Here is a 22,879-nt window from a genome sequence, read left to right on the forward strand (position 1 = left end):
CCCGATACCCCTGCCCCGTACCGTACCGAGGAGCTTCTCGTGCAGATCGACGTCATCGAGACCACCGGCCTCGGCGACCGCAGCTACCTGATCAGCGCCGACGGCGTCGGCGTGGTCATCGACCCGCAGCGCGACATCGACCGGGTCCTCGCCCTCGCCGAGGAACGGACCGTCCGCATCGCGCTCGTGGCCGAGAGCCACCTCCACAACGACTACCTGACCGGCGGCCTGGACCTGGCCCGCACCACCGGCGCCGACTACGCCGTCCCCGCCGGGGATCCCGTCACCTACGAACGGACCCCGGTCGCCGACGGCGACGTCCTCACCGCCGGCCCGCTGCGGCTGCGGGTGCTGCACACCCCCGGACACACCCACCACCACGTCAGCTACGTGCTCACCGACGCCGACGGCGCGGTGCAGGCGGTGTTCACCGGCGGCTCCATGCTCTACGGCGCCACCGGCCGCACCGACCTGGTCGGCCCCGAGCACACCGACGAGCTCACCCACGCCCAGTACCACTCGGTGCGCCGGCTGGCCGCCGAGCTGCCCGCCGGCACCCCGGTGTTCCCCACCCACGGCTTCGGCAGCTTCTGCTCGGCCACCCCGACCAGCGGCGAGTCCTCCACCGTCGGCGAGCAGGCCCGGGTCAACCCGGCACTGACCCAGGACGAGCAGACCTTCGTCGACCAGCTCATCGCCGGCCTCACCGCGATCCCGGCCTGGTACGCGCACATGGGCCCGGCGAATGCCGCCGGCCCCGCGCCGGTGGACCTGTCCATGCCGCGACCGGTCGATCCCGCCGAGCTCGCCGACCGGCTGGCCGCCGGCGAGTGGGTGCTCGACCTGCGCACCCGCACCGCGTTCGCGCACCGCCACCTGCCCGGCGCGCTGAACTTCGAGCTGGCCGTCGCCAGCTTCGTCACCTACGTCGGCTGGCTCGTCCCGTGGGGCGCGCCGCTGACCCTGATCGGGGAGACCGAGCAGCAGGTCGCCGACGCTCGCCGCGAGCTGGTCCGCATCGGCCTCGACCGGCTCGTCGGCGCCGCGACCGGCAGCCCCGAGGCCCTCGCCGCCGGCCGCGAGCTGGGCTCCTACCCGGTCAGCGACTTTCCCGGCCTGGCCGCGGCGCTGGCCGCCGACCCCGACCTGGTCGTGCTCGACGCCCGCCGCGACGACGAGCGCGCCGGCGGCGGAGTGCGCGGCTCGGTCCACATCCCGATCCACGACCTGGCCGACCGCCTCGAGGAGGTCCCCGCCGGAGACGTGTGGGTGTACTGCGGCTCGGGCTACCGCGCCTCCATCGCCGCCTCCCTGCTCGCCCGCGCCGGCCGCCGGCCGGTGCTGGTCGACGGGAGCTACCACGACCCCGGCACCGGCGCGGCCGCCGTCGGCCTGCACGCCCAGCCCGCCGCCACCTGACCGCCCGCCCCCGGGCCACCTGACCGCCCGCCCCCGGGCCACCGGGCGCCCCCGCCCCGGTGGCCGCCGGCCCCTCGCGGCCCGCACGACCTCAACCCCTGATCCAGAGGACATCGCACCCCGTGAACTCCCGCACCACCGACCTGATCACCCCCGCCGAGCTGACGGCCCGGTCCGCCGGCACCGCCGGCCCCACCCTCATCGACGTGCGCACCCCGGCCGAGTACGAGACCGCGCACATCCCCGGCTCGATCAACATCCCGCTGCCCCTGGTCCAGCAGCACGCCACCGACCTGGCCGGTGACCTGGACGGGCCGGTCGTGCTCGTCTGCCAGGCAGGCGGCCGCGCCAGCACCGCGCACGCCGCGCTGACCGACGCCGGCGCCCAGCACCTGGCCGTCCTCGACGGCGGCATCGCCGCGCACACCGCCGCCGGGCAGCCGGTCCGCCGCGGCCGTCCCCGCTGGGCGCTGGAGCGCCAGGTCCGCCTGATCACAGGCAGCCTGGTCGCCGCCAGCATCCTGGCCAGCCTCCGGTTCCCGAAGGCCCGGTTCCTCGCCGGCGGCGTCGGCACCGGCCTGGCCACCGCCGCGCTCACCGACACCTGCGCGATGGGCGCGGCGCTGGCCCGGCTGCCGTACAACCGCGGCGGGCGCCCGGTCACCGTCGACGACGCCCGGGAAGCGCTGCGGTCGTGATCGTCGCCGTCGTCGCCGGGCTGGGCATCGGCGCGCTCGTCGGCCTGCTCGGCGGCGGCGGCTCGATCCTCGCCGTCCCGGTCCTGGTCTACGCGGCCGGCCAGGACCTGCCACAGGCCGTCGCCACCTCCCTGCTGGTCGTCGGCACCACCTCGCTGGTCGCGCTGCTGCCCCGCCTCCGGGCCGGCCAGATCGCCTGGCGCATCGCGGTCCTGTTCGGCGCGGCCGGCGCCGCCACCGCCTTCGCCGGCGCCGCGGTCAACCGGCTGCTGCCCGCCGACGTCGTCCTCGGCCTGTTCGCCGCCCTCATGATCGGCGCCGGGGTGCGGATGCTGGCCGCGAAGCCGGCGACCGGCGCGGCCTGCGCGGTCGACGGCGGGCGGGTGAACTGGCGCCGCTGCCTGCCCCGCACCCTGGCCGGCGGGCTGGTCGTCGGGTTCCTCACCGGCCTGCTCGGCGTCGGCGGGGGCTTCCTGATCATCCCGGTGCTGGTCCTCGTGCTCGGCCTGCCGATGCCCACCGCGATCGGCACGTCGCTGGTCATCATCGCCGCCAACTCCGCCGCCGGGTTCGCCGCGCACGCCGGCCAGGCACCGCTGGACGTGCCGATCACCATCGCGTTCACCGCTGCGGCCGTGGTCACCGCACTGGCCGCCGGCCGACTCGGCAGCCACCTGGACACCGCCCGACTGCGCCGCTGGTTCGCCTACCTCGTGTTCACCGTCGCCGCCGGCATCCTCGTGCAGATCGGCGCCGCCCTGGCCACGGCCTGACACGCGTACCGCCTGCCCGTCGGGACTGCGCCCTCGCGCAGCGGGAAGTGCTGTCGGGACGCCCAGGTCCGCTGACCGGCAGCGGTTGCCCCTGCGACACGCCCACCGTGACCGGGGAGCGGTCCGGCGTCCGGGCAGGCGCTGACCGCTACCCGCTCCCACCTCGACCCATCCTGGCCCCGAACGGCGAGAACGCCGAACACCGGCCGCGGGACCGGCCCGCGCCGAGCGTCCCCGGGCGCCGAAGGCCGGGCCACGGGTCACTCCCGGGCGCCAGCAGACGCGGGCCATCCAGAACCGACTGTCGGCGCCCGACGCCCTCCCCCGACACTGCGTAGCAACCTCCGCGCCGTCTCACTCCCCCGCTACGACCCTTCGGTCATCCCTGCCCTGACGCGCCGCCGCAGGGTCGCATGGGCCTGCCCAGCCGCACCGACGCGCGCCAGGAGTGCGGTCGATCCCGAGCGGAGGACACATGGAGCTCAACGAGATGGACCTCGGCACCCTCGCCGCGGTCAAGGCCGGCCTGACCCGCGACCACGAGGACGGAACGATGCTCTGCGACGACGCAGAGACCATCTTCTTCTTCACCTGCGAGGTCGCACCCGACCACTGGCTCTCCGTCGAACTGCAGGCCCAGCATCAGCATCAGCACCGGCATCTTCCGGCGCTCCACCGACTACATGCGTCGCATGATGCGAGCCGAGTACGCCGGCCTGCGCATCCACCGCGACCGCCAGCACCTCGCCGGCGAGATCGGCGACCTCGTCGACGACCTGGACGACGACCTGGACGACGAGGAGCGTCCCATCCACCCGACCCAGATGGCGGAGTACTGGCGTCGAGACGACGCCATCGCCGAGCAGGCCCCCTCTTCAGCAACGACTGGCGGTCGACCTCGACGCCCCGTCGGCGCACAGCTGCTGCCCCCTCCCACGCCGAGGAGCCGGCGCGGTGCCACCTCATTGGCCCAGCAGCGCCCTGGCCGCGCGTGTCGCTCGGGGCTGACCGTCCTGAGCGCGGAACTGACAGCTCCCACCCCAGTCTCTTGGGCACCCCACCAAGTCGCCTCGACCGGAGCATGGCACTTCGACCCACGTCTCGTGCCTGAAGGCGTGGAAGAGATCCGGCCGCTCCCGCCCGGGCCCTCCCTCCTGGCGGACGAGGTCGGAGGCGGCCGGTTGGGCCTGGAGCAGCGCCAGTGCACTCCGCGACCGGCGTGCGCGGGCAAGGAGCGTCGCACTGCGGGACCCTCAGACCGTCGTGCCCGACATGTCGGAAGGACTGCCCCGTGGGCGGCCGAGGAGGCGGCAACAGAGCGATCCGCGTAGTCAGCGCGCGGCTACGCAGCGCGCTCTGGCCCATCCCGATCCTGGGTGTCCTGCTGGCGGTCGGGATCGGCATCGGACTGCCGGCCGTGGACGAGCTGCTCGAGCGCGGTGAGGGGCATCCGCTGGCGTTCGTCTTCGGCGGCGGTCCGTCCGCGGCCCGCGATCTGCTCGCCGCGATCGCGGGATCCCTCATCTCCGTGACGGGCCTGACCTTCTCCCTGACCGTGGTCGCCCTCCAGCTCGGCAGCAGCCAGTACTCACCCCGGCTCCTGCAGACCTTCGCCACCGACCGGGTCGTCCAACTCACCCTGGCCCAGCTGACCGCGACGTTCGTGTACGCACTGACCGTGCTGCGGACCGTCCGGACCGAGAGCGCGACCGAGCTCGAGACCGCGTTCGTCCCGCGCCTGTCGATCACCGTGGCCTACGTCCTGACGCTCGGCAGCGTGCTGGCGCTGGTCCTCTTCCTCGGGCACCTGGCGCGCGCGCTACGGGTGGAGACCATGCTCCGCGACGTTCACGAGGAGGCCGGCGCCACTCTCGAGCGAGAGCTGCCCCGTGACGTCGAGCGGCCGTCCCCCCGGCTGCCACCGGGGCCCGGGGTCCCGGTCACCTCTTGGTCCAGCGGCTTCGTCGTCGACGTGGACGACGGGCGGCTGTTGTCGGTCGCCGTGGAGGCGGATGTCGTCCTCCATCTCGCCGCCCGGATCGGCGACTCGGTGGTGACCGGAACGCCGGTGGCCCACGCGTGGGCGCGGCGCGGGAACCGGCAGGTCGACCCCGGCGCCCTGCAGGCGGACCTCGGCCGATCGGTGCGGCTCGGCTACGAACGGTCGCCGACCCGCGACGTCGCCTACAGCCTACGCAAGGTGGTCGACATCGCCGTCCGGGCGCTGTCCCCGGGGATCAACGACCCCACGACCGCGGTGCACGCCCTGTCACACGCCTCGGCGCTGCTCGGTGACCTCCTCTGCCGGCCCCTCGCTCCCCTGTGCCGGGTCGACGACGACGGCGTCGTCCGCGTGGTCGTGCCGCAATGGACCCCCGAACAGCTGCTCGACCTCGTCCTGGAGGAGCCCCTGCAGTATGCGCCGGGGCAGCCGACCGTCCTGCGCCGGATCGCCGCCCTGCTCCGCGAGGTGGCCTGGCGCGCCCCGCGGGGACTGCTGGACCAGGCCCTGCGCGACCGGCACCAGGACGTCGTCACCGTCACCGCCGACTCGACGCGGATCACCGCCGACGAACGACACTCCTGGGAGGAGGGGTTCGACCTCGCCCTCAGCGGCAGGTGGCCGGCCGCCCGCCCGGCCTGACGTCGGTCGCAGATGCTCGGACGACAGCCCGACCACGTCACCACGCGAGCGGGCGACCTGCTCGTGCTGCTCGTCGTCCCGGGCTGTCGCAGTCACCGGAGGGCGGGGATGAGCCGCCGTATCCGGTCGCCGAAGAGATCCATGCTCCCTGCGTTCCCGCCTTGCTCGTGGCCGGGCTGGACCTGCGGGCCACCATGCCCCCGGGGCCCGCGTGCGCAGGCGCGCTGACGCACCAGGGGAGCCGTGGACATGCTTCCACCCTCCCGGGAGCTGACGCCGGCACCGGAATCCGGAGGCAACGGCTCGACCGCACGCTCCGTACCTCCTCCGCATCGACCACCGATCGGGCGTCGGCCGCGCGCCGGGGCTGCAGGCCCAGGTGCGGCGCGCCAGTGACCAAGAGGCCGCTGGGGGCGACCACCGTGAGCCAGATCGGGCTGAGACGGCGGTGTCCACCACCGCGCGCACGAACCGGACCACCAGGACCGCGGACACGAATCGCGAGCGGTGCACGCGAGGCCGGTGCCCGCGGGCGGCGACGCGGGCCAGGGCGTCATGCCACAGCCACAGCACGTAGGTGAGCCCATCGGCGAGCACGGCGGCGATGTCGAGTCGCACGGTGACCCCATCCCCCATCTCGATGCCGACCATCGCGTGCCCGGTGCCAGCCACCTGCCCTCATCGGTCACCGTCCACTCAACCGAGCACCCACGGGTCTGGCCGGCCCGGACGGCGGTCGGCTCGACCGCGGTCTCGCAGGCCCGTGACGATGGCTCAGCCCTACGCCTCAACCGTGGAGGTGGTCACGACACCTGCGCGCAGGTACGGCTCGCCCTCCCACGTCCCGTAGGACTCCGCAGTCGGCGCGGCCGAGCGGTCGTCGTCCAGGACCGACACGTCGAAGTCGTCCTGCGGAACCGCTGCGATGACGACCTCGTGGCCCGGCTCGAGGCTCGGGAGCGGCTCGTTCGCGAGCACCAGCAACGAGCCGACGTCCTCGCCGTCGGGGCCGGTGATCGTGAACGCGACGGGGGGGGACGACACGGTCCACGGCCGCCTCGAGTGTGACCTCCTGGCCGACGTAGGCCTCGACGTCCTCCCGGAAGTCCGACGTGTAGGGACCGTCGTACGGGTCCTCCAGGTCCTCCGACCCGCGGACGTCCGGCGCAGCGCTCCCCGTCTCGGGCTGTTCGGGGTCGCCCCCGCACGCCGACAGGGCGACCGGTCCGGTGACGAGGACCGCGGCCGCGAGCCGCAGTACGAGGGCTCCCCGTCGAGGGGAGACAGACATGCCGTCCTCCCAGTGGCTCCCGGGCCGAGCTGCCCGGGTCGGGTGTGCGCGACGCCAACGAGCGACGCGTCCGGTCTCCTGGGGACTGCCCTGCACCGACGACCGGAGGACGCCGGGCACCCTCTCCGTCACAGAACCGACATCCGGGTACGGGCGCGGCACGTGACGATGTGACCGCGACGAGGAGAGACCATGCCGACGTGGCTGGTGGGACAGGCGGACACCCTGGTCGGGGTCGTGGCGAAGGCGCTGTTGATGTACGGCACCGCGGTCCTGGGGCTGCGCATCGCACACCGCCGCACGCTCTCCCAGTGGACGGCGATCGACTTCGCCGCAGCAGTCGCCATCGGTGCGGTGATGGGCCGCACGGCCGTGGCCGAGGGGCAGTCCTTCCTGGTCGGCGCGGTGGCGCTGGTGACCTTCCTCGCGGCGCACGCGTTGGTGACGCTCGGTCGTGGCAACCGGTGGATCGCGAAGGCGGTCGACCACCGGGTACGCGTGCTCGTCGACCACGGCAGGCTGCGCCGGGACCAGCTGCGCCTGTGCGGACTCACCAAGAACGACGTGGTGGCGAAGCTGCGCGAGCTCAGCGTCCGAGAACTCGGCGACCTCCGCTACGTCCTGTACGAGACCAAGGGCGAACTGACCGTCGTCCGCGAGACGGGTGACCGCGACGGAGCCCTGGTCGGCGCCGGCCTCGCCGACGCCGCTGGCTTCCGCTCGCAGCCGCCGCCTCCTGGTGCCGCGGACCCGCGCTCATGACGGTGGCCACGTCCAGGCGGCCTCGTGCACCAGCTGCAGGAGGCGAGCCCGCCGGTCGGTCTCGGCGGCCAGCCGCCCGGCGAGGACAGCCGGCGGCTGCAGCGGGATGCCGGCAGCGAGGAGCGGCGCCACGGACGGTGGCGGAGGCGGGCCCTCGGAACGGGTGGCGGTGATGCTGCCGAGCGTCCGCACGTACTGGTCGATGACCTTCCGCACGGGTCCGTAGGCGGACCTGTCCGGTGCGACCGCCGGTTCGACCGCGGCGAACAGCAGGAGCAGCGCGTCGTCGAGGACGGCGATCGCCACGGGCGCCGACTCCTCGGGGGACCGGCTGCGGAAGAGGTGCAGGACCGGATAGGCGACGTGCTGCTGGGCCACGGTGGCGAGCGGTGCCGCGAGGCCGACGAGGTACTGGGTGAACGCCGGGCTGAACGATCCTCCCGTCCACCCGGCGACCACCACCTCCCCCGCCGTGGACCCGAGCGCCCTGATCTGGGTGGCCAGCGCTCGCCGGGTGACCACGGCGGAGATCACCGACAGCAGGTAGGTGATGGCCAGTGTGACCAGCGCGAGGCCGCCGAAGCTGGCCACGTTGGTGACGACCCGCCACACCGGGGAGTCGGCCACAACGTCCCCGACGCCGAGGGTGAACACGGCGAACCCCGCGTAGTAGGCGACGTCCCAGGGGCCGGCGAGGGCCCCGGTGTCCGCCGACACGATCGACCGGCTGCCCAGGAAGACCAGCCACCAGCCCATCCAGGTGATCAGGCTCCAGAGGACGACTGTCAGCACCAGGAGCACGGGGCCGGCGTTCGACAGGACCCGCGAGCGGCTCCCTCTCCCCCGCAGCCGCACCGCCGCACGCCACAGCGGGCCCAGGAGGCGCCGGGTCACCGGGCCGGCCCCGCGTCCGAGGGTGAGGGTGGTCGACAGGACGTCGAACAGGACGACGAGGACCAAGGCCACGCCGGTCGCGACGGCGAGCGCCGCCATCACGTCAGCAGCCCGCCAGGCCGGCGTTCCCGGTCACGCCTCGGTCCCGCGGACCCCGACCAGGCTCGACCCGTTCCCCAGCTTCGAGTCGGGGATGACGCTCAGCGAGCCGTCGCTCTCCAGGACCACGGCCGCGATCGAGGACAGGTCTCCCGAGCCGGCGGCCCGCACCGCCTGCCGCACCTCGTCCACGGTCATCCGGGTGTCCCGCAGCGCCGCCGGCAGGACGCAGCCGGACCGCAGGAGCAGCGTCGGCCGGGCGGTCATCAGCCGCCGGGCTGCGGGGCGGCGCACGGTCACCCAGGCGACCAGGGACTGCAGCAGCGCCAGGAGCGCCAGGGCCAGCGCCCCCTCGGTCCAGGAGACGTCGCTGCTGAGCAGGATGGTCGCCAGAGTCGAGCCGAGGGCGACGGTGACGACCAGGTCGAAGGCGTTGAGCTTGGCGAGCGTCCGCTTCCCCGACACGCGCAGGACCAGCACCACCGTCACGTAGGCGCTGGCACCGACGGCGAGGATGCGTCCGAGGTCGGACCACGCGTCGAACCACACGTGTGCCGCCTCCTCAGCCGCCGGGCCTGTCGGCCGTCACCACGCCGGCGCGCCGGTAGAGCACCCGGCCGGGCGAGGAGCTGACCCCGTGGACGACCGTGCTGGCCGCCACCACCAGGCTGCCGGCGGCCAGCACCACCGGGTCCACGGCCAGCCGCTCGGCCTCCAACGCCAGGTAGAACAGCGCCGACACCCCGATGGGGCCGAACCAGCCCAGGAACGCGGCGTCCGCGCGCCCCAGACCCAGCGGCCGGCGCAGCAGCCACACGATCGGCAGGCGGCGCAGCAGCAAGACCGCCAGAGCGAGGACCGGACCGCTCCACCCCAGGTCGGCCCACGCCGACCACGGCAGGACGACGCCCAGGGCGACGAACAACGGGAGCACCAGAAAGCGATTGACCGCCTCGTCGATCGGGACGTCGTCGGTGCGGTCCGGTCCGGTGGCCACGGCGTTGAAGGCGAGCCCGGCGACGAAGACCGCGAGGATCCCGTGGACGTGGAGCGGACCGGCCGCGCCGAGGACGGCGAAGGCGAGGACGGCCGTGAACAGCAGCCGGGGACCGGCGTCGGTGGAGCCGTGCTCCTCCCCCGCCCGCAGTGCCCGGGCACCGAGCCAGCCGAGCAGGACCCCGAGGAGGACCGCGCCGGCGACCTGCCACAGCGACTCCGTCAGGGCCGCCCCGATCCCGTCGGGGCCGGCGACGGCGACCGCGATCAGGACCAGCGGCAGCGCGAGACCGTCGTTGGCGCCGGACTCCAGGGACAGGATCTGCCGGTCACGGGCCGGGAGGTCCTGCTCGGCCGGCTTGCCGGTGACCACGCTGGAGGCCAGGACGGGGTCCGTCGGACACAGGGCGGCGCCGATCAGCGCCGCGGTCCCCAGCCCCACGCCCAGCACGGCCGCCGCCAGGCCCGCGGTCACGACCGCCATCACGGGCATCGCGACGGCCAGGAGCAGGAGCACGGGACGCACGTTCGCCCGCACGTCCCGCACGGGGTACCGCAGGGCCACCGCCATCACCGAGATGGCCAGGAGCAGCCGGGTGGCCGTGTGCAGCCAGGTCGTGTCCTCGGTCAGCGGGGGGACGTCGACCGCACCGAGCACCGCCGGGCCGAGCAGGGCACCCAGCGCGAGGGCCAGCACCGGCTCGGACACGGGCCACCGGCGCAGGCGTCCCGACACGGCCGCGATGACCAGCCCGAGGCCTCCCGCGGCGAGCAGGACGACGTCGACGGTCACGCAGCAGCCACCCCCGGTCCCTCGGTCACAGCTGCGGCCGGACGCCGGCCTCCGCCGCCAGGTCGTCCGCGCCGAGGGGCCCTCGCCCGCGGACGGCGGAGCGGCCGGCGCCGTGCCGGCCGAGCGGGAGGACCGTGCGCCGCTCGCTGCCCTCGAGCTCGAGGGCCAGCGCCGCGTACAGCGCCAGCACGCCGAGCGCCAGACCCACCCAGCCCGCGGCCGTCTTCCAGGCCGCCGAGCCGGTGAGCTCGTACGCCCCGGTGACGGCGAACCGGATCCCGGCCAGGCACATGACCGCCGCCGGGATCAGTTTGCTCGCCGCGGCGGAGATCGCCGGCACCTGCATGGCCACCGCGGCGGTGAGCAGCAGGACGCCCAGCCCCGTGCTGGTCGCCCCCGGCGGTGCGGTGAGGGTGGTGAACCCGACCACGCCCCAGGTGCCGGTCAGCACGCCCATGCCGGTGGCGGCCACCGGGTCCCGGGCGGTGAACCCGACCACCGCGGCCAGCAGCTGCAGCGGCACGGTGGCCGCCAGCGCGGTGAGCGCGGCGACCCGGCCCTCGGCCGGCGGCACCCAGCCCAGCTGGACGGCGGCGAAGACGGTGGTGGCCAGGGCCAGCGCGAGGAAGCCCAGCGGGAGGGGTGTCGCGACCGGCCGGAGGACGACCCGGGTCTGCGGGGCGTCCATCAGCTCACCAGCGCCTGGGTCGCGGACTCCTTGAGCTTGGCGTTGGCCCACCGCATCTGCCGCAGCGTGTCCGGGTGGCAGCGCTCCGCCAGCTGCAGCAGTTCCCGCTTGCGCGCCCCCTGCGCGGCCTGGGCCAGCAGTTCCCAGTCCAGCGAGACGCCGGCCGCCTCGCGGTGCACGTGGCGGAGGTCGGCGAGCAGCAGCAGGCCGGGCTCGGGCCGGCGGCCGAGCAGGTCCGAGGTGGCCTGCCGCACCCTCTCGAGGATGCCGGGGTCGCCGGGCGGTTCCGGGTCCAGGTCGACGCCGAAGTCGGCGCCGGCGCGGGCCAGCTCGGTGACGTGCCGCTGGGACCAGCGGGCGACGTCGCGGGCGACGTGGAAGACCTCGTGGTCGGCCTTGTGCCGGTCGGAGACCGCGAACAGGACCCGGGCGAGGTGGTTCTCGGCCCGGTGCAGCTCCTCGATCGCCAGTCCGAGCTTCACCGGGCGTCCTCCTCCTCGACCGCCAACGCGTCGTCGCCGCCGCGGGTTGGTGGCACGTGCGCGGCGACCGGCCGCGACCCGGTGGTCGTGGGCGCCGGCGCGGGACCGTCACCGACGGCCACCCGGGTCACCGCCGCTGCCGCCGTCTTGAAGATCGGTTGCTTGGAGCAGGCGTCCCAGTCGGTGAGGGTCAGCTCGTTGGCGGCCCGGCCGCGACCGTCCGGCGCGGAGCCGCCCGGCTCGTCCCAGTAGCCGTAGTGGAACGGCAGGAACACCACCCCCGGCCGGATCCCGCTGACGCGCAGCCGGCCCTCGACCGCGCCGCGCGGGGTGCGGACCTCCAGCAGGTCGCCCTCGCCCCAGCTGCGATCGGCGGCGTCGGAAGCCGACATCTCCACCCACACCTCCGGCGCGGCGGCCTGCAGCTGCGGCGCGCGGGCGGTCTTGGTCCGGGTGTGGAAGTGGTACAGCGTGCGGCCGGTGATCAGCTGGAACGGGAACTCCTCGCTGATCACCTCGTGCGGGGGCAGGTACTCGGCGGCCTTGAGCACCGCCTTGCCGCCGGGGTTGAGCGCCCGGTACTCGGTCTCGTCCAGGGGCGCGCCGGTGACCAGGTCGCGGCCGTAGCTCTCGCAGTAGTCGGGTGCGGCCCAGAACTGCCCGTCGACGTAGATGTGCTCGGTGCCGTCGGGCGCGTCCTCGGTGACCGGCCACTGGATGCCGTTGCGCTCGCGCAGCTTGGCGTACGACAGGCCGCTGTAGTCGCAGGGCCGGCCGCGGGAGCACTCCTTCCAGCCCTCGAACGCGCCCTCCGGGTCGGTCCACGTGACCAGCGGGGCGCCGTCCTTGTCCTCCAGGCCGAGGCGCTGGGCGAAGTCGATGAGAATGTCCAGGTCGGGGCGCGCCTCGCCGGGCGGGTCGACCGCCTTCTCCGACAGGTGCACCGTGCGGTCGACGTTGGTGAACGTGCCGGTCTTCTCCCCCCACGTCGCGGCCGGCAGGACGACGTCGGCCAGCTGCGCGGTCTCGGACAGGAAGAGGTCCTGGACGACGAGGAACAACCGGTCCTGGGACAGCAGCGAGCGGATGCGGGCCAGCTCGGGCAGTGACACCGCTGGGTTCGTGGCGGTGACGTAGAAGAACCGGATCGAGCCCTCCTCGATGTAGCGCAGCTGCTGCATGACGTGCGTCGGCGGCGAGTAGTGCGGGATGTCGAGCGGGTCGACGTTCCACACCCGGGCGAGGTCGGCGACGTGCGCGTCGTTGGACCAGTTCCGGAAGCCGGGCAGGTCGCCGTCGGCGCCGGCCTCGCGGGTGTTCTGCGCCGTGGGCTGGCCGTTCATCTGCAGCAGGCCGCAGCCGGGCCGCCCGAGCATGCCGCGCAGGACGTGCACGTTGTTGACCTGGACGGCGGCCGCGGTGGCCTGGTGGGACTGGTAGAAGCCCTGCAGCACCGTGGACAGCAGCCGCTGCGCGGTGCCGATGAGCCGGGCGGCCTCCCGGATCCGCTCCGCGGGGACGTCGCACACCCCGGCGGCGACCTCCGGGGTGTAGTCCGCGACGCGCGCCGCCAGCTCTTCGTAGCCGACCGCGTGCGCCTCGACATAGCCGGTGTCGACCCAGTCGTTCGCGACGATCTCGTGCAGCAGGGCGTTCATCAGCATCACGTTCGTGCCCGGGCGCGGGGCCAGGTGCACGGTCGCCGCCCGGGCCACCGGCGTCTCCCGCGGGTCCACGCAGACGACCGCCGGCGGGTTCGGCCCCGCCAGGCGGTCCAGCACCCGGGTCCACAGCACCGTCTGCGTCTCGGCCATGTTGTGCCCGTACAGGCAGATGACGTCGGCGGAGTCGACGTCGGTGTAGCTGCCGGGCTGGCCGTCGGAGCCGAAGGTCTCCTTGAGCGCGGCCGCGGCGGTCGCGGTGCACAGCCGGGTGTTGCCGTCGACGTGGTTGGTGCCGATGCCGCCGTGGGCGATCAGGCCCAGGGTGTAGTACTCCTCCAGGAACAGCTGGCCGGTCGTGTAGAAGCCGATCGCGCTGGGCCCCTGCTCGTCGAGCAGCTCCCGGCAGCGGCCGGCGACGGCGTCCATCGCGGTGTCCCAGTCGGTCTCGACCAGCTCGCCGTCGCGGCGGACCAGCGGCCGGGTCAGCCGGTCCGGGGAGTTGTTGGCCTGCCAGCCGAACAGGTCCTTGGGTCCCAGCCGGCCGTGGTTGACCCGGTCCACCGCGCGCCCCCGGACCCCGACGATGCGGCCGTCCTTGACCGCGATGTCCAGCCCGTCGCCGTTCGAGTGCAGGATCGTCGCCGACTGCACCCAGCGGTCGACGTCGTCCTCGGTCAGCCCGTCGGCCAGGAAGGTGTCCACGCGGGTCGGCCAGGTCTCCCCCGGCCCGTACGGGGTGCGGGTCCCCCACGGCTCGGCGATGCGGTCGATGCGGGCCATCGCGGCTCCTCCCTGGCGTGTCCGGCCGGCCCGTGGCGGGCCCCGTCCCGCCTACCCGCACGCGCCCAGGAGGCGCGGCGACGCACATGACGGTTCCGTGACATCGCCCGGCTCGCCAGCCGGCGCGGGTAGGGCGCAGCGGGTCGGTGCCCCCCGCGGACGTGCACCGGACGTCCGCCACCGGCACGAGGAGGAACCCGTGACCGTTGCCGGGCAGATGCTGGAGACGTATCCGAAGGACCTGGGTGGGGTCGACCGCCAGGCGCTGCAGGAGTGCATCGAGGCCTGCGTCGAGTGCGCGCAGGCCTGCACCGCATGCGCCGACGCCTGCCTGTCGGACGAGATGGTCGCCGATCTGAGGAAGTGCATCCGCACCAACCTCGACTGCGCCGACGTCTGCGAGGCGACGGGCCGGGTGCTGTCCCGGCACACCGGCTACGACGCGAACCTCACCCGGGCCGTCCTCGAGGCCTGCGCTGCCGCCTGCAAGGCCTGCGGCGCCGAGTGCGGGTCGCACGCGGAGATGCACGAGCACTGCCGGGTGTGCGCGGAGGCATGTCGGCGGTGTGAGGAGGCCTGTCGTTCGCTCGTCGCCGGGCTGCAGTGACGGAGGGCCGACCGTGATCGCCGACGGTCCGTCCCTCACACGACGGGCCGTCGGCGATGACGAGAGCGCGACGGCGAGGTGGACGCCAGGCGGACCGTGACCGCCGTGGGGCGCCTCAGCCCGTCCGGCCCGGATCGCCGGTGTGGCCGTCGAGCCGACCAGCCCCACGGTCCTGCCAGTTCACCAGGGTCACGTGACCGCCGTCGGCGACCACTCCCCTCTCCAGCGAGCGGACGGCGTCCGCTCCGTCGTCGTCGGCCTGCACGCCGTCCAGGTCCACGACGACCCACGTGCAGCCTTCCCGACGCAGCGCGTCCACCGTGCCGCGAAGCATGTCCGCCGCCCTGGTGTCGAGGCGCCCGCTCGCGCGGATGCGACCGGTGCGGCGGTCGATCGCCTCGGTGAAGGAGACCGCCGGCGGTGCTGCGTCTCGCGGCCCCTCGGGAGCCCCTCGGAGGCCGCGACCGTTCTCCTCTCTGCTGTCCATCGTGCGTGCCCTCCCATCCTCGCGGTCTGGTGGTCGACGTCCCGGCCGCAGGCGGCCGATGACCACGGTCCCGTGTTCGCGCGCCGGCCCCAACGGGTCAGGGGCTTTCGTCATGGATCTGTCGCGCAGCCAGGTGCTGACGAGGTCCCCGCTCGAGCCGCGGGCCGCCGTCCCGGGACGCCGCGCCGTCACCGCTCCACCACCGTGGACCGGTCGGTGTCGACGCCGACATGACGATCCCGTGACAGACGGGCGGCCGAGGGGGTGACCGCCGTTCCCGCCGGTCACGGTCGATCCGGCCGCCCACCGTCGGGCGGTCAGCGCCGAGAGGCTGGTCGAGCAGGAGCCGAGTGAGCAGACTCAGTGACGTGCCGCGGTCCGTGCTGATCGTCGAGGACGACCCCCGGGTGCGCCGCATCGTGCAGATGACGCTGCAGCGGGAGGGGCTGGACGTCACCGAGGCCGACAGTGGCGAGGCCGGGCTGAAGCGCCTCGGGGAGCGCGACTTCGACGTCGTCCTCCTCGACCTCATGCTGCCCGGCAAGGACGGCTTCGAGGTCTGCCGGGAGATCCGCCGCACCTCCAACGTGCCGATCATCATGGTCACCGCCCGGGGGGACAGCCACGACGTCGTCGCCGGCCTGGAGGCCGGTGCCGACGACTACGTGTCCAAGCCCTTCGTGGCGAAGGAGCTGTCCGCACGGATCCGTGCCCTGGCCCGCCGCACCCGCGTCCCGGAGCCACGGACCCACATCACGATCGGCGGCCTGGACATCGCCCCGCAGGACGGCACCGTCACCCGGGACGGGCGACCGGTCGACCTCACCCGCACCGAGTTCCGCCTGCTGTGCGAGCTGGCTGCCGATCCCGGGCGCGTGCTGAGCCGGGAGGAACTCCTCGAGCGCGTCTGGGGATACGACTACTTCGGCGACTCGCGGCTGGTGGACGTGCACGTCCGGCGGCTGAGGAAGAAGGTCGAGGAGGACCCCGGCAACCCCACCGTGGTGACCACCGTGCGCGGCATGGGCTACCGCGTCCCCGGATGACGATCCTCCGGTCCCCTCCGGACCCGACCCGGACCGCCGACGCCCGCATCGAGGAGGCGCCTGCCGACCCGGGACGTCGCGCGGGGCGCAGACACACCCTGCGCGGGCGCGCCACGCTGGCCTTCACCGCGGTCACCGTGGTCATCTCCACCCTGCTGGCCGTGGCGGTCTGGGTCGCGGTGTCCCAGTACCTGCTCGTGCAGCGCGAGCGGACCACCCTCGTCCAGACCGCGGCCAACGCCGCCCAGGTCCAGCGCGCCCTGGGCACCGAGGGCCTGACGATCCCCCAGCTGCTCGCCCAGCTCCCCCACGAGACGGGCTCCGTCTCGCTGTACGTCGACGCCGGCGAGTGGGTGACGACGTCGCTGCTCATCGGACGTGACGCCGTCCCCGCCGTCCTCGCGGAGACGGTCCTGGACGGCACGGCGGCCCGGCAGCGGATCGAGGTGGAGGGCCGCACGATGATGGCGGTCGGCATCCCGCTCGCCGATCCCGGCCAGGCGTACTTCGAGGTCTTCCCGCTCGACGAGCTGGACAAGACCTACCGCGTTCTCGGTGTGGGCCTCACCGTGGCGCTGATCGGCCTGGTGCCGCTGTCGCTGGCGGTGGGCTGGTGGGTCACCGGTCCCGCCCTGCGGCCGCTGGACCGCGTCGCCCGGGCCGCGCGGGCCGTCGCCGGCGGTGACCTGTCCGCCCGCATCGATCCCCGCGGGGATCCCTCCCTCGCCCCCATCGCCTCCTCGTTCAACCGGACCGCGGCCGCCCTGGAGGCCCGGGTCCGCGCCGACGCCCGCTTCGCCGCCGACGTCAGCCACGAGCTGCGCACCCCGCTGACCGCCATGTTGGGTGCTCTCGATCTGGTCGACAGCGGCGCCGACCGGCTGCCACCCGACGGCCAGGAGGGACTGGCCATGCTCCGCACGGAGGTGCTCCGCTTCGAACGGCTGGTCGCCGACCTCCTGGAGATCTCCCGCGCCGACGCGGGCAACGCCGACCTCGCGGTGGAGGAGGTCCGCCTGGCCGCCCTGGTCGAGGAGGCCCTGACGCGCCGCAGGCTGTCCGGCCTGGGAACGGCGCAGCTCGAGGTCCGCACGGACGCCGGCGAGGCCGTGATCGAGGCCGACAAGCGCCGCCTCGAACGCGTCCTGGGCAACCTCCTGGACAACGCGGACAAGCACGGCGGAGGGCTGTCCCGCGTCACGGTCGCCCGCGGGGACAGCACCGCCTGCGTCCTGGTCGACGACGACGGCCCCGGCGTTCCGGAGGAGGAGCGGAGCCGCATCTTCGAGCGGTTCGCGCGCGGCAGCGGAGGGCTCCGCACCCGCACGGAGGGCGCCGGCCTGGGGCTCGCCCTCGTGGCCCGTCACGTCCAGGCGATGGGAGGCACCGTGACCGTGGGACAGAGCCCGTCCGGAGGAGCCCGCTTCGCGATCGAGCTCCCGGTCCGGCCGGCCCCGTGAGCACCTCGCGCGGTTCCGTACGTCCCGTCGCGCTGCTGGTCGCCGCGCTCCTCGCCGGATGCGGAGTCCGCCCGCAGGGCGCACCCGAACCCGTGACGGCCGCAGCCGAGCCGTCCGCCCAGACCACCGACGGCTCCTCCGCCGGCGGCCCCCGGGTGACCCTCTTCCTCGTGAGCGGCGCCGACCTCACCCCGGTGGAGCGGCGGACCGACGCCGCCACCGCCCAGGCGGCGCTCGAGCAGCTCGTGGAGGGCCCCTCCCGCCCCGAGGCCGGCAGGGGGATCCGCACCGCGCTGCCTCCCGAGGTCGTCGGGGTCGAGGACGTCGGCGCCGACGGCGTCGCGACGGTCGCGGTGACCCGCGGGTTCGCCGGCATCACCGGCGGCAACCAGCTGCTCGCGGTGGCGCAGGTCGTCTGGACGCTCACCGACCTGCCGGCGGTCACCGGCGTCCGCTTCGTCGTGGACGGGACCCCCGTCGAGGTGCCGACCGATGACGGTCTGACCGACCGGCCGGTGGGCCGCGACGACTACCGGTCCGTCGCGCCTCCCGAGCCGGCCGCGTCCTCCCCCGCCGAGGCCGGGACCCCGTCCAGCGCGACGACCACGCCGGGCTGAGCGCGGGCATCGCGGAGGGTCGGCACAGGTCGTGTGAGGAACAGATGACAATCCGGCCGAACAGGTGAGGTCGCGCGTCGAGCCGAGCAGGTCCGAGGTCGACGGTGCACACCTGTGATCCGGACGGAGGACTCCATGGCCGCCCGCGCGCTCTCCGTGACGACCCCCGGCCTCAAGGCCGCTGCCCGCCGGGCACTACCGCCGGTCGCGGCCGTCGTCCTCGGCCCGCTCGTCGTCCTCGGGGCGGTGATCCACCCCGCCCCCTCCCTGCTGGTCGGGACGGTCTTCGCCGCACTCACCGGGGGCTTCGTCCGCCTGCTGCACCGTGCGGAGGTCTCCGACCTGCCGCCCCTGCCCCACCCCGCGAAGGCCGCCGTGTGTGCCGCCCTGCTGCCGCCGGCCGTGGCCGGGACGGCGGCCGTCGGCCTCCTCCCCCTCGGCATGCTCGCCGGCTCCCTCGCCCCGACGCTGGCCGTCGGATGGTGGTGTGGCTCGGTTCCCGACCCACACCACGCCTCCCGGCAGGCCGCGGCCCCGGAAGCCAGCCGGGAGGACCCGCACGACTTCCTCCGCACCCTCCCGGTCGACGTCCTCTTCCGTGAGTGGCGCGACCTGACGGCGGCGCCCCTGTCCGGCAGCCCGGCCCCCGGGGACCGCGACCGGTGGCGGGGCGTCCTCATCGCCGAGCTGCAGCGGCGGGACCCGGCCGGGACCAGCCGGTGGCTGTCGGAGGACCCGGACGTGCCGCCCGACGACTTCGTCCGCGAGCCGGGGGACGGGACCACCTGAGCAGAGGTCCCGGCACGCAGGCGTCGATCCGGTCACGCGAGTGACGGGGAGGGCGCCGTCGCAGGGGTTGTCGCGGGTCACTCCCCCAGTGCGGTGACCAGTGCGAGCAGCCCCGCGTAGAGCACGAGGCCGGTGAGGAACCATGGGTAGCTGGACCGTCCCGTCGCCGGCAGCTCCTCCTTGAAGACGTTGAGCAGGATGGAGCCCCCGAGCAACGCGGTCAGCACCGCGACGACCAGGGTGCTCGTGGGTGCGAAGAAGGCGTCCAGGAGCCACCCGGCGACGAGCGCGCCGGCGAGGACCGGCCGGCCGGTGCGGGGGAAGCGCCGGGGGTAGTGCTCCTCGAGCGAGCGGTCGGTGAGGACGAAGTGCAGGCCCATCGCGACGGTGAACAGGAGCGCGAAGACCAGCCCGGTCCGCAGCCGCAGCGCCATGGTGTAGGTGATGAGGGCGTTGTAGACGGTGAACGCCCCGACGTGCAGCCAGTAGACGCGGCCGGGCTCGTCCGTCCGCATCGGCTGCCCGTTCGGCGTGCGCGACGGGGCGGGCGCCCGCCGGTCGGCCATCCGCTGCAGGCCGTAGAAGGCCGCGAAGCCACCGAGCGCCACCAGGAAGATCCCCAGGTCGACCAGGGGTGTCGGGGCGACGACGTCGTCGAGCGCCTCCCCGATCGCCTGGTTCCCCTCGGCGATCTCCGGCAGGAGGTGCAGGAAGACGTAGGCCACGGCGAGCCCGCCGGCGAACGAGGCGGTCGCCCGCTCCGGGACGAGCGGCAGCCGTCTGAGGTGCGGTGCGGACAGGTGCAGCCCGGCCAGGAGGGCCGCCAGGACGAGCGCCCCGACGACGCTCTGGGTGGTCGTCACCTCGACGTCCATCACCGCGCCTGACCGGCGTCACAGCCCGCCACGCCGGGCGACGGGGCGGCGGCGGGCGCCGGGGCTCCCCCGCCGCGGTACCGGGTGCTGGTCATGCTCCCTCTCGTCTCACAGGCGTCGTCGACGGCGAGAGGACTGCCCACCACACGGCCGGCCGTGTCGGGCCCGGCCGCTTCGTCACACGGTCGCAAAGCCGCTGACCGGCTGCCCGAGCCGCCACGGCGACGCGCGTCCCGCGCCCCGGCGGTGCCGGGAGACCCGGTGGCCGTGCGCAAGGACACGTGCGGTGGTCACGCAGCCGTCACATCCGGGGCCCGCGCAGCGCAGCCGTGTGACATCCCGCTGACGACGTCCGCGACCGAGGTTGCGATCACCACCCGGGGGCCACGGTGGGGACGCCGGTCCGGTGTTCCCCCGTCACCGGACCGGCCCGCACAGGACGACCACCGGAGGCGATCGTGGTGCTGCCCGTCAACCGCCCTCATCCCGGCCGGCGCGGCGGATCCGGTTCCCGCGCTCCCGCGTCCGGCCGGCGAGCCGGGTGCCTCCTCGCCGGCCTGCTCGTGGCGTCGACGTTGGCGGCGTGCGGTGGCAGCGACGACGACGGCGTGCCGTCCCTCGCCTGGTACACCAACCCGGATTCCGGTGGGCAGGCCGAGATCGCGCGCCGGTGCACCGGAGCAGCCGACGGCGCCTACGAGATCCGCACCGCCCGGCTGCCGCGGGACGCCAACGCCCAGCGCGAGCAGTTGGTACGCCGCCTCGCGGCCGAGGACGACGCCATCGACCTCATGAGTCTCGACCCTCCGTACATCCCGGAGTTCGCCCAGGCCGGTTTCCTCGCCGACATCCCCGACGACGTCGAGGAGCGGGTCACCGATGGGGTCGTCGAGAGCGCCGTCGAGGGCTCCACCTGGGACGGCGCGGTGGTCGCGGTCCCCTTCTGGGCGAACACCCAGCTGCTCTGGTACAGGAAGTCCGTCGCCGAGGCCGCCGGCCTGGACATGTCCCGCCCGGTGACCTGGGACCAGGTCGTCGATGCCGCTCAGCGCACCGGTACCGACATCGGCGCCCAGGGCGCCCGCGCGGAGTCGCTGACCGTGTGGCTCAACGCGCTCGTCGAGTCGGCCGGGGGCTCGATCATCACGCAGCACGCCGACGACCCCGGGGGCATCGAGCTCGGACTGTCCTCCGACGCGGCGGTGCGGGCGGCCGAGGTGATGAAGACGGTCGCCACCTCCGGCGTCGCCGGCGCGGCCTTCTCCAACGAGACCGAGGACGCCTCGGCGAGCGCCTTCGAGGGACCGAACGGCGGCTTCATGGTCAACTGGCCGTTCGTCTGGCCCCGCGCCCTGTCCGCGGTCGACGCCGGCAGACTCGACCCCTCGGTCCCCGCCGACTACGGCTGGACGCTCTATCCCCGGGTGAACGCCGACGATCCCGCCCGCCCGCCGTACGGCGGCATCAACCTGGGCGTGAGCGCCTTCAGCCGCCATCCCGAGCTCGCCCTGGCCGCCGCCGAGTGCATCGTCTCCGACCAGAACCAGGCCTACTACTTCATCACCAACGGCAACCCGGCCTCCTCCATCGCGGTCTACGACGACCCCGAGGTCATCGAGGCGTTCCCGCAGGCGCCACTGATCCGGGAGTCGCTCCGCCAGGCGGCACCGAGACCCCAGACCGCCTACTACAACGAGGTCTCCTACGGCATCCAGCGCACCTACCACCCGCCGGAGGCGATCGTCCCCGGGGTCACCGGCGAGCAGGCGGCCGCACTCATCCAGGCGGTCCTGGCCGGGGAGCAGTTGCTCTGACGCCCGAGGTGCTCCGGCGGACGGTGCGCCGTCCGCCACACCCCGTGCCTGCCACAGGCCGACACGGATCAGCCATCCGTGTCGTCGTCGTCGTCCAGGCCACCGGTGCCCGGGTCGATGCCGTCCGCGTCCTCCTCGCCTCCGTCCACCGGATCCCGGTCGCCCGACGAGTCGGCTTCCTCGCTCGGCACCGCGTCCCCGGGCGGGTCCCCCGCCGAGCTCCCGGAGCAACCCGTCACTCCCAGTCCGACCGCGAGCACCACTCCGGTCAGGATCCTCCGCGTCCTGCGCACGTCCACGCCTCCCTCTCTGCGACCAGCCGACGAGGGGCGCTCTGCCCGGCAGCCAGGTGGTCATGCCGGGCCGGTCGCAGGCGACATCGCTTCGTCACCTGCGACCTCGCCGCCCGTCCGCGACGCGGCAGCAGAAGCCCGCGACGGTGCGCCGCTGGTGCCCACGACGACACCGGAGGCGTGTGTCAGGTCCGTGACGACCCGACCACCTGCGGATGCGGCCCGGCGCGCGCGGACACGTGTCGGGGTGCACACCCGAGCCGGGACCCCCGGCGCGCTGAGAGGACCACCATGCACAGCGTCCGATCCCGCGGACCGTGTTCCACCACCCGCCTCACCCTGGCTGTCGCGGCAACCACCCTCACCGTGGGACTTGCCGCCTGCGGCACCGACACTGCCGGCGCGGGAGCCGGCCCCGACGTCGCAGACGTGCCGCTCATCGAGGAGCCCTACATCGGCCCCTACGACACGTCCTTCGCGGCCGAGGTCGACACCCGCGTCGGTCAGGTGGTCAGCCTGTCCGCCGACGTCGCCCAGGTGCTCACCCCGGAGGCGTTCACCATCGCCGCTGCCGACGACCCCACCGTCGAGGAGCTGCTGGTCGTCGGCGCCACGGGGGACACCGCGCTCTCCCCCGAGAAGACCGTCGAGGTCACCGGCACCGTCCAGGAGTCCTTCACCGTCCGCGAGGCGGAGGCGGAACTCCGGGCTGACCTGGACGATGCTCTGTTCGCGGAGTGGGAGCAGGAGCCCTACCTGATCGCCGACAGCGTCGAGGTCCCGGGAGACGCCCAGGGCTGAGACCCGCCGGGGCCGGACTGCTGCTGGCCGCCGCCGTCCCCGTCGTCGCAACCGTCGCCACCCGCGGCACCCAGCCGGCCGCCCCTGCCACCGATCAGCCCGGACGG

The 22,879-nt window shown here is 74.3% G+C and carries 22 protein-coding genes; 12 read left to right on the top strand and 10 right to left on the bottom strand.

The genetic code is table 11. From position 1 onward, the window contains the following. The first annotated feature begins 39 nt into the window (after positions 1 to 39). From ACI8AR_RS09680 to ACI8AR_RS09695, 4 genes are all read left to right on the top strand, one after another. A complete protein-coding gene (locus ACI8AR_RS09680; RefSeq protein WP_457050822.1) occupies positions 40 to 1,419 on the top strand; it encodes an MBL fold metallo-hydrolase in 1,380 nt (459 codons plus the stop codon). A gap of 122 nt (positions 1,420 to 1,541) precedes the next feature. Further along, positions 1,542 to 2,117 carry a rhodanese-like domain-containing protein gene (locus ACI8AR_RS09685; RefSeq protein ID WP_457050823.1) on the top strand — a complete coding sequence of 192 codons (576 nt, stop codon included), beginning with the start codon at positions 1,542 to 1,544 and terminating at the stop codon, positions 2,115 to 2,117. Further along, positions 2,114 to 2,890, top strand: a complete 777-nt coding sequence (locus ACI8AR_RS09690; RefSeq protein WP_457050824.1) for a sulfite exporter TauE/SafE family protein — start codon at positions 2,114 to 2,116, stop codon at positions 2,888 to 2,890. Before ACI8AR_RS09685 ends, ACI8AR_RS09690 begins: the two co-directional genes overlap by 4 nt. A gap of 1,291 nt (positions 2,891 to 4,181) precedes the next feature. After that, positions 4,182 to 5,534 (top strand): DUF2254 domain-containing protein, encoded by a 1,353-nt coding sequence (locus ACI8AR_RS09695; protein WP_457050825.1) that lies wholly within the window; start codon positions 4,182 to 4,184, stop codon positions 5,532 to 5,534. A 780-nt stretch (positions 5,535 to 6,314) separates the two neighbouring features. Here the strand turns inward: ACI8AR_RS09695 and ACI8AR_RS09700 are convergent. Then, positions 6,315 to 6,578: a hypothetical protein gene (locus ACI8AR_RS09700; RefSeq protein WP_457050826.1), complete on the bottom strand. Its 264-nt coding sequence runs from the start codon at positions 6,576 to 6,578 to the stop codon at positions 6,315 to 6,317. A gap of 439 nt (positions 6,579 to 7,017) precedes the next feature. Between ACI8AR_RS09700 and ACI8AR_RS09705 the strand changes: the two genes are divergently transcribed. Further along, positions 7,018 to 7,587: a DUF421 domain-containing protein gene (locus tag ACI8AR_RS09705; RefSeq protein WP_457050827.1), complete on the top strand. Its 570-nt coding sequence runs from the start codon at positions 7,018 to 7,020 to the stop codon at positions 7,585 to 7,587. Here the strand turns inward: ACI8AR_RS09705 and ACI8AR_RS09710 are convergent. The 6 genes from ACI8AR_RS09710 to ACI8AR_RS09735 are packed head-to-tail and all read right to left on the bottom strand — an operon-like array spanning position 7,582 to position 13,983. Continuing rightward, complete coding sequence (locus ACI8AR_RS09710; protein ID WP_456937521.1) at positions 7,582 to 8,580, bottom strand: hypothetical protein; 999 nt, start codon at positions 8,578 to 8,580, stop codon at positions 7,582 to 7,584. The two genes, ACI8AR_RS09705 and ACI8AR_RS09710, sit on opposite strands and share 6 nt — an antisense overlap. A gap of 33 nt (positions 8,581 to 8,613) precedes the next feature. Beyond that, complete coding sequence (locus ACI8AR_RS09715) at positions 8,614 to 9,129, bottom strand: DUF421 domain-containing protein (RefSeq protein WP_457050828.1); 516 nt, start codon at positions 9,127 to 9,129, stop codon at positions 8,614 to 8,616. 13 nt (positions 9,130 to 9,142) lie between these two features. Continuing rightward, a complete protein-coding gene (locus ACI8AR_RS09720; RefSeq protein WP_457050829.1) occupies positions 9,143 to 10,369 on the bottom strand; it encodes a cation:proton antiporter domain-containing protein in 1,227 nt (408 codons plus the stop codon). Positions 10,370 to 10,394: 25 nt separating this feature from the next. Beyond that, positions 10,395 to 11,057, bottom strand: a complete 663-nt coding sequence (locus tag ACI8AR_RS09725) for a hypothetical protein (RefSeq protein ID WP_457050830.1) — start codon at positions 11,055 to 11,057, stop codon at positions 10,395 to 10,397. Next, positions 11,057 to 11,539 carry a hypothetical protein gene (locus ACI8AR_RS09730; RefSeq protein ID WP_457050831.1) on the bottom strand — a complete coding sequence of 161 codons (483 nt, stop codon included), beginning with the start codon at positions 11,537 to 11,539 and terminating at the stop codon, positions 11,057 to 11,059. The genes ACI8AR_RS09725 and ACI8AR_RS09730 overlap by 1 nt, the downstream gene beginning before the upstream one ends. Then, positions 11,536 to 13,983 carry a molybdopterin oxidoreductase family protein gene (locus ACI8AR_RS09735; RefSeq protein ID WP_457050832.1) on the bottom strand — a complete coding sequence of 816 codons (2,448 nt, stop codon included), beginning with the start codon at positions 13,981 to 13,983 and terminating at the stop codon, positions 11,536 to 11,538. The genes ACI8AR_RS09730 and ACI8AR_RS09735 overlap by 4 nt, the downstream gene beginning before the upstream one ends. A 199-nt stretch (positions 13,984 to 14,182) precedes the next feature. Here ACI8AR_RS09735 and ACI8AR_RS09740 point away from each other — a divergent pair, with 199 nt between their 5' ends. After that, positions 14,183 to 14,590 (top strand): four-helix bundle copper-binding protein, encoded by a 408-nt coding sequence (locus ACI8AR_RS09740; RefSeq protein WP_457050833.1) that lies wholly within the window; start codon positions 14,183 to 14,185, stop codon positions 14,588 to 14,590. Positions 14,591 to 14,705: 115 nt separating this feature from the next. Here ACI8AR_RS09740 and ACI8AR_RS09745 read toward each other — a convergent pair whose 3' ends face one another. Next, the gene (locus ACI8AR_RS09745; RefSeq protein ID WP_457050834.1) at positions 14,706 to 15,191 is read right to left on the bottom strand and encodes an STAS domain-containing protein; all 486 of its coding nucleotides are present in this window, start codon (positions 15,189 to 15,191) and stop codon (positions 14,706 to 14,708) included. A gap of 254 nt (positions 15,192 to 15,445) precedes the next feature. On the opposite strand from ACI8AR_RS09745, the gene ACI8AR_RS09750 reads away from it, so the two are divergent. The 4 genes from ACI8AR_RS09750 to ACI8AR_RS09765 all read left to right on the top strand — a co-directional run bounded on the left by ACI8AR_RS09750 (position 15,446) and on the right by ACI8AR_RS09765 (position 18,989). Continuing rightward, complete coding sequence (locus ACI8AR_RS09750) at positions 15,446 to 16,123, top strand: response regulator (protein ID WP_457050835.1); 678 nt, start codon at positions 15,446 to 15,448, stop codon at positions 16,121 to 16,123. Next, positions 16,120 to 17,583, top strand: coding sequence for an ATP-binding protein (locus ACI8AR_RS09755; protein WP_457050836.1), 1,464 nt, complete (start codon positions 16,120 to 16,122; stop codon positions 17,581 to 17,583). The genes ACI8AR_RS09750 and ACI8AR_RS09755 overlap by 4 nt, the downstream gene beginning before the upstream one ends. A 92-nt stretch (positions 17,584 to 17,675) precedes the next feature. Continuing rightward, positions 17,676 to 18,200, top strand: coding sequence for a GerMN domain-containing protein (locus tag ACI8AR_RS09760; RefSeq protein ID WP_457050837.1), 525 nt, complete (start codon positions 17,676 to 17,678; stop codon positions 18,198 to 18,200). A 135-nt stretch (positions 18,201 to 18,335) separates the two neighbouring features. Beyond that, positions 18,336 to 18,989, top strand: coding sequence for a hypothetical protein (locus ACI8AR_RS09765; RefSeq protein WP_457050838.1), 654 nt, complete (start codon positions 18,336 to 18,338; stop codon positions 18,987 to 18,989). Positions 18,990 to 19,066: 77 nt separating this feature from the next. On the opposite strand, the gene ACI8AR_RS09770 is transcribed toward ACI8AR_RS09765, so the two are convergent. Then, on the bottom strand, positions 19,067 to 19,852 hold the full coding sequence (locus ACI8AR_RS09770; protein WP_457050839.1) for a hypothetical protein: 786 nt from the start codon (positions 19,850 to 19,852) through the stop codon (positions 19,067 to 19,069). 575 nt (positions 19,853 to 20,427) lie between these two features. Between ACI8AR_RS09770 and ACI8AR_RS09775 the strand changes: the two genes are divergently transcribed. After that, positions 20,428 to 21,678, top strand: a complete 1,251-nt coding sequence (locus tag ACI8AR_RS09775) for an extracellular solute-binding protein (protein ID WP_457050840.1) — start codon at positions 20,428 to 20,430, stop codon at positions 21,676 to 21,678. A 68-nt stretch (positions 21,679 to 21,746) separates the two neighbouring features. On the opposite strand, the gene ACI8AR_RS09780 is transcribed toward ACI8AR_RS09775, so the two are convergent. Beyond that, positions 21,747 to 21,941 carry a hypothetical protein gene (locus ACI8AR_RS09780; protein WP_457050841.1) on the bottom strand — a complete coding sequence of 65 codons (195 nt, stop codon included), beginning with the start codon at positions 21,939 to 21,941 and terminating at the stop codon, positions 21,747 to 21,749. Between the two features lie 396 nt (positions 21,942 to 22,337). Here ACI8AR_RS09780 and ACI8AR_RS09785 point away from each other — a divergent pair, with 396 nt between their 5' ends. Beyond that, a complete protein-coding gene (locus ACI8AR_RS09785) occupies positions 22,338 to 22,772 on the top strand; it encodes a hypothetical protein (protein WP_457050842.1) in 435 nt (144 codons plus the stop codon). Positions 22,773 to 22,879: the final 107 nt, after the last annotated feature.

Source organism: Geodermatophilus sp. SYSU D01036 (assembly GCF_054050435.1).

Coding starts and splice junctions, on each gene's coding strand:
- ACI8AR_RS09705 (WP_457050827.1), top strand. CDS start 7,018: ATGCCGACGTGGCTGGTGGGACAGGCGGACACCCTGGTCGGGGTCGTG.
- ACI8AR_RS09735 (WP_457050832.1), bottom strand. CDS start 13,983: ATGGCCCGCATCGACCGCATCGCCGAGCCGTGGGGGACCCGCACCCCG.
- ACI8AR_RS09755 (WP_457050836.1), top strand. CDS start 16,120: ATGACGATCCTCCGGTCCCCTCCGGACCCGACCCGGACCGCCGACGCC.
- ACI8AR_RS09745 (WP_457050834.1), bottom strand. CDS start 15,191: ATGACGAAAGCCCCTGACCCGTTGGGGCCGGCGCGCGAACACGGGACC.
- ACI8AR_RS09765 (WP_457050838.1), top strand. CDS start 18,336: ATGGCCGCCCGCGCGCTCTCCGTGACGACCCCCGGCCTCAAGGCCGCT.
- ACI8AR_RS09725 (WP_457050830.1), bottom strand. CDS start 11,057: ATGGACGCCCCGCAGACCCGGGTCGTCCTCCGGCCGGTCGCGACACCC.
- ACI8AR_RS09710 (WP_456937521.1), bottom strand. CDS start 8,580: ATGGCGGCGCTCGCCGTCGCGACCGGCGTGGCCTTGGTCCTCGTCGTC.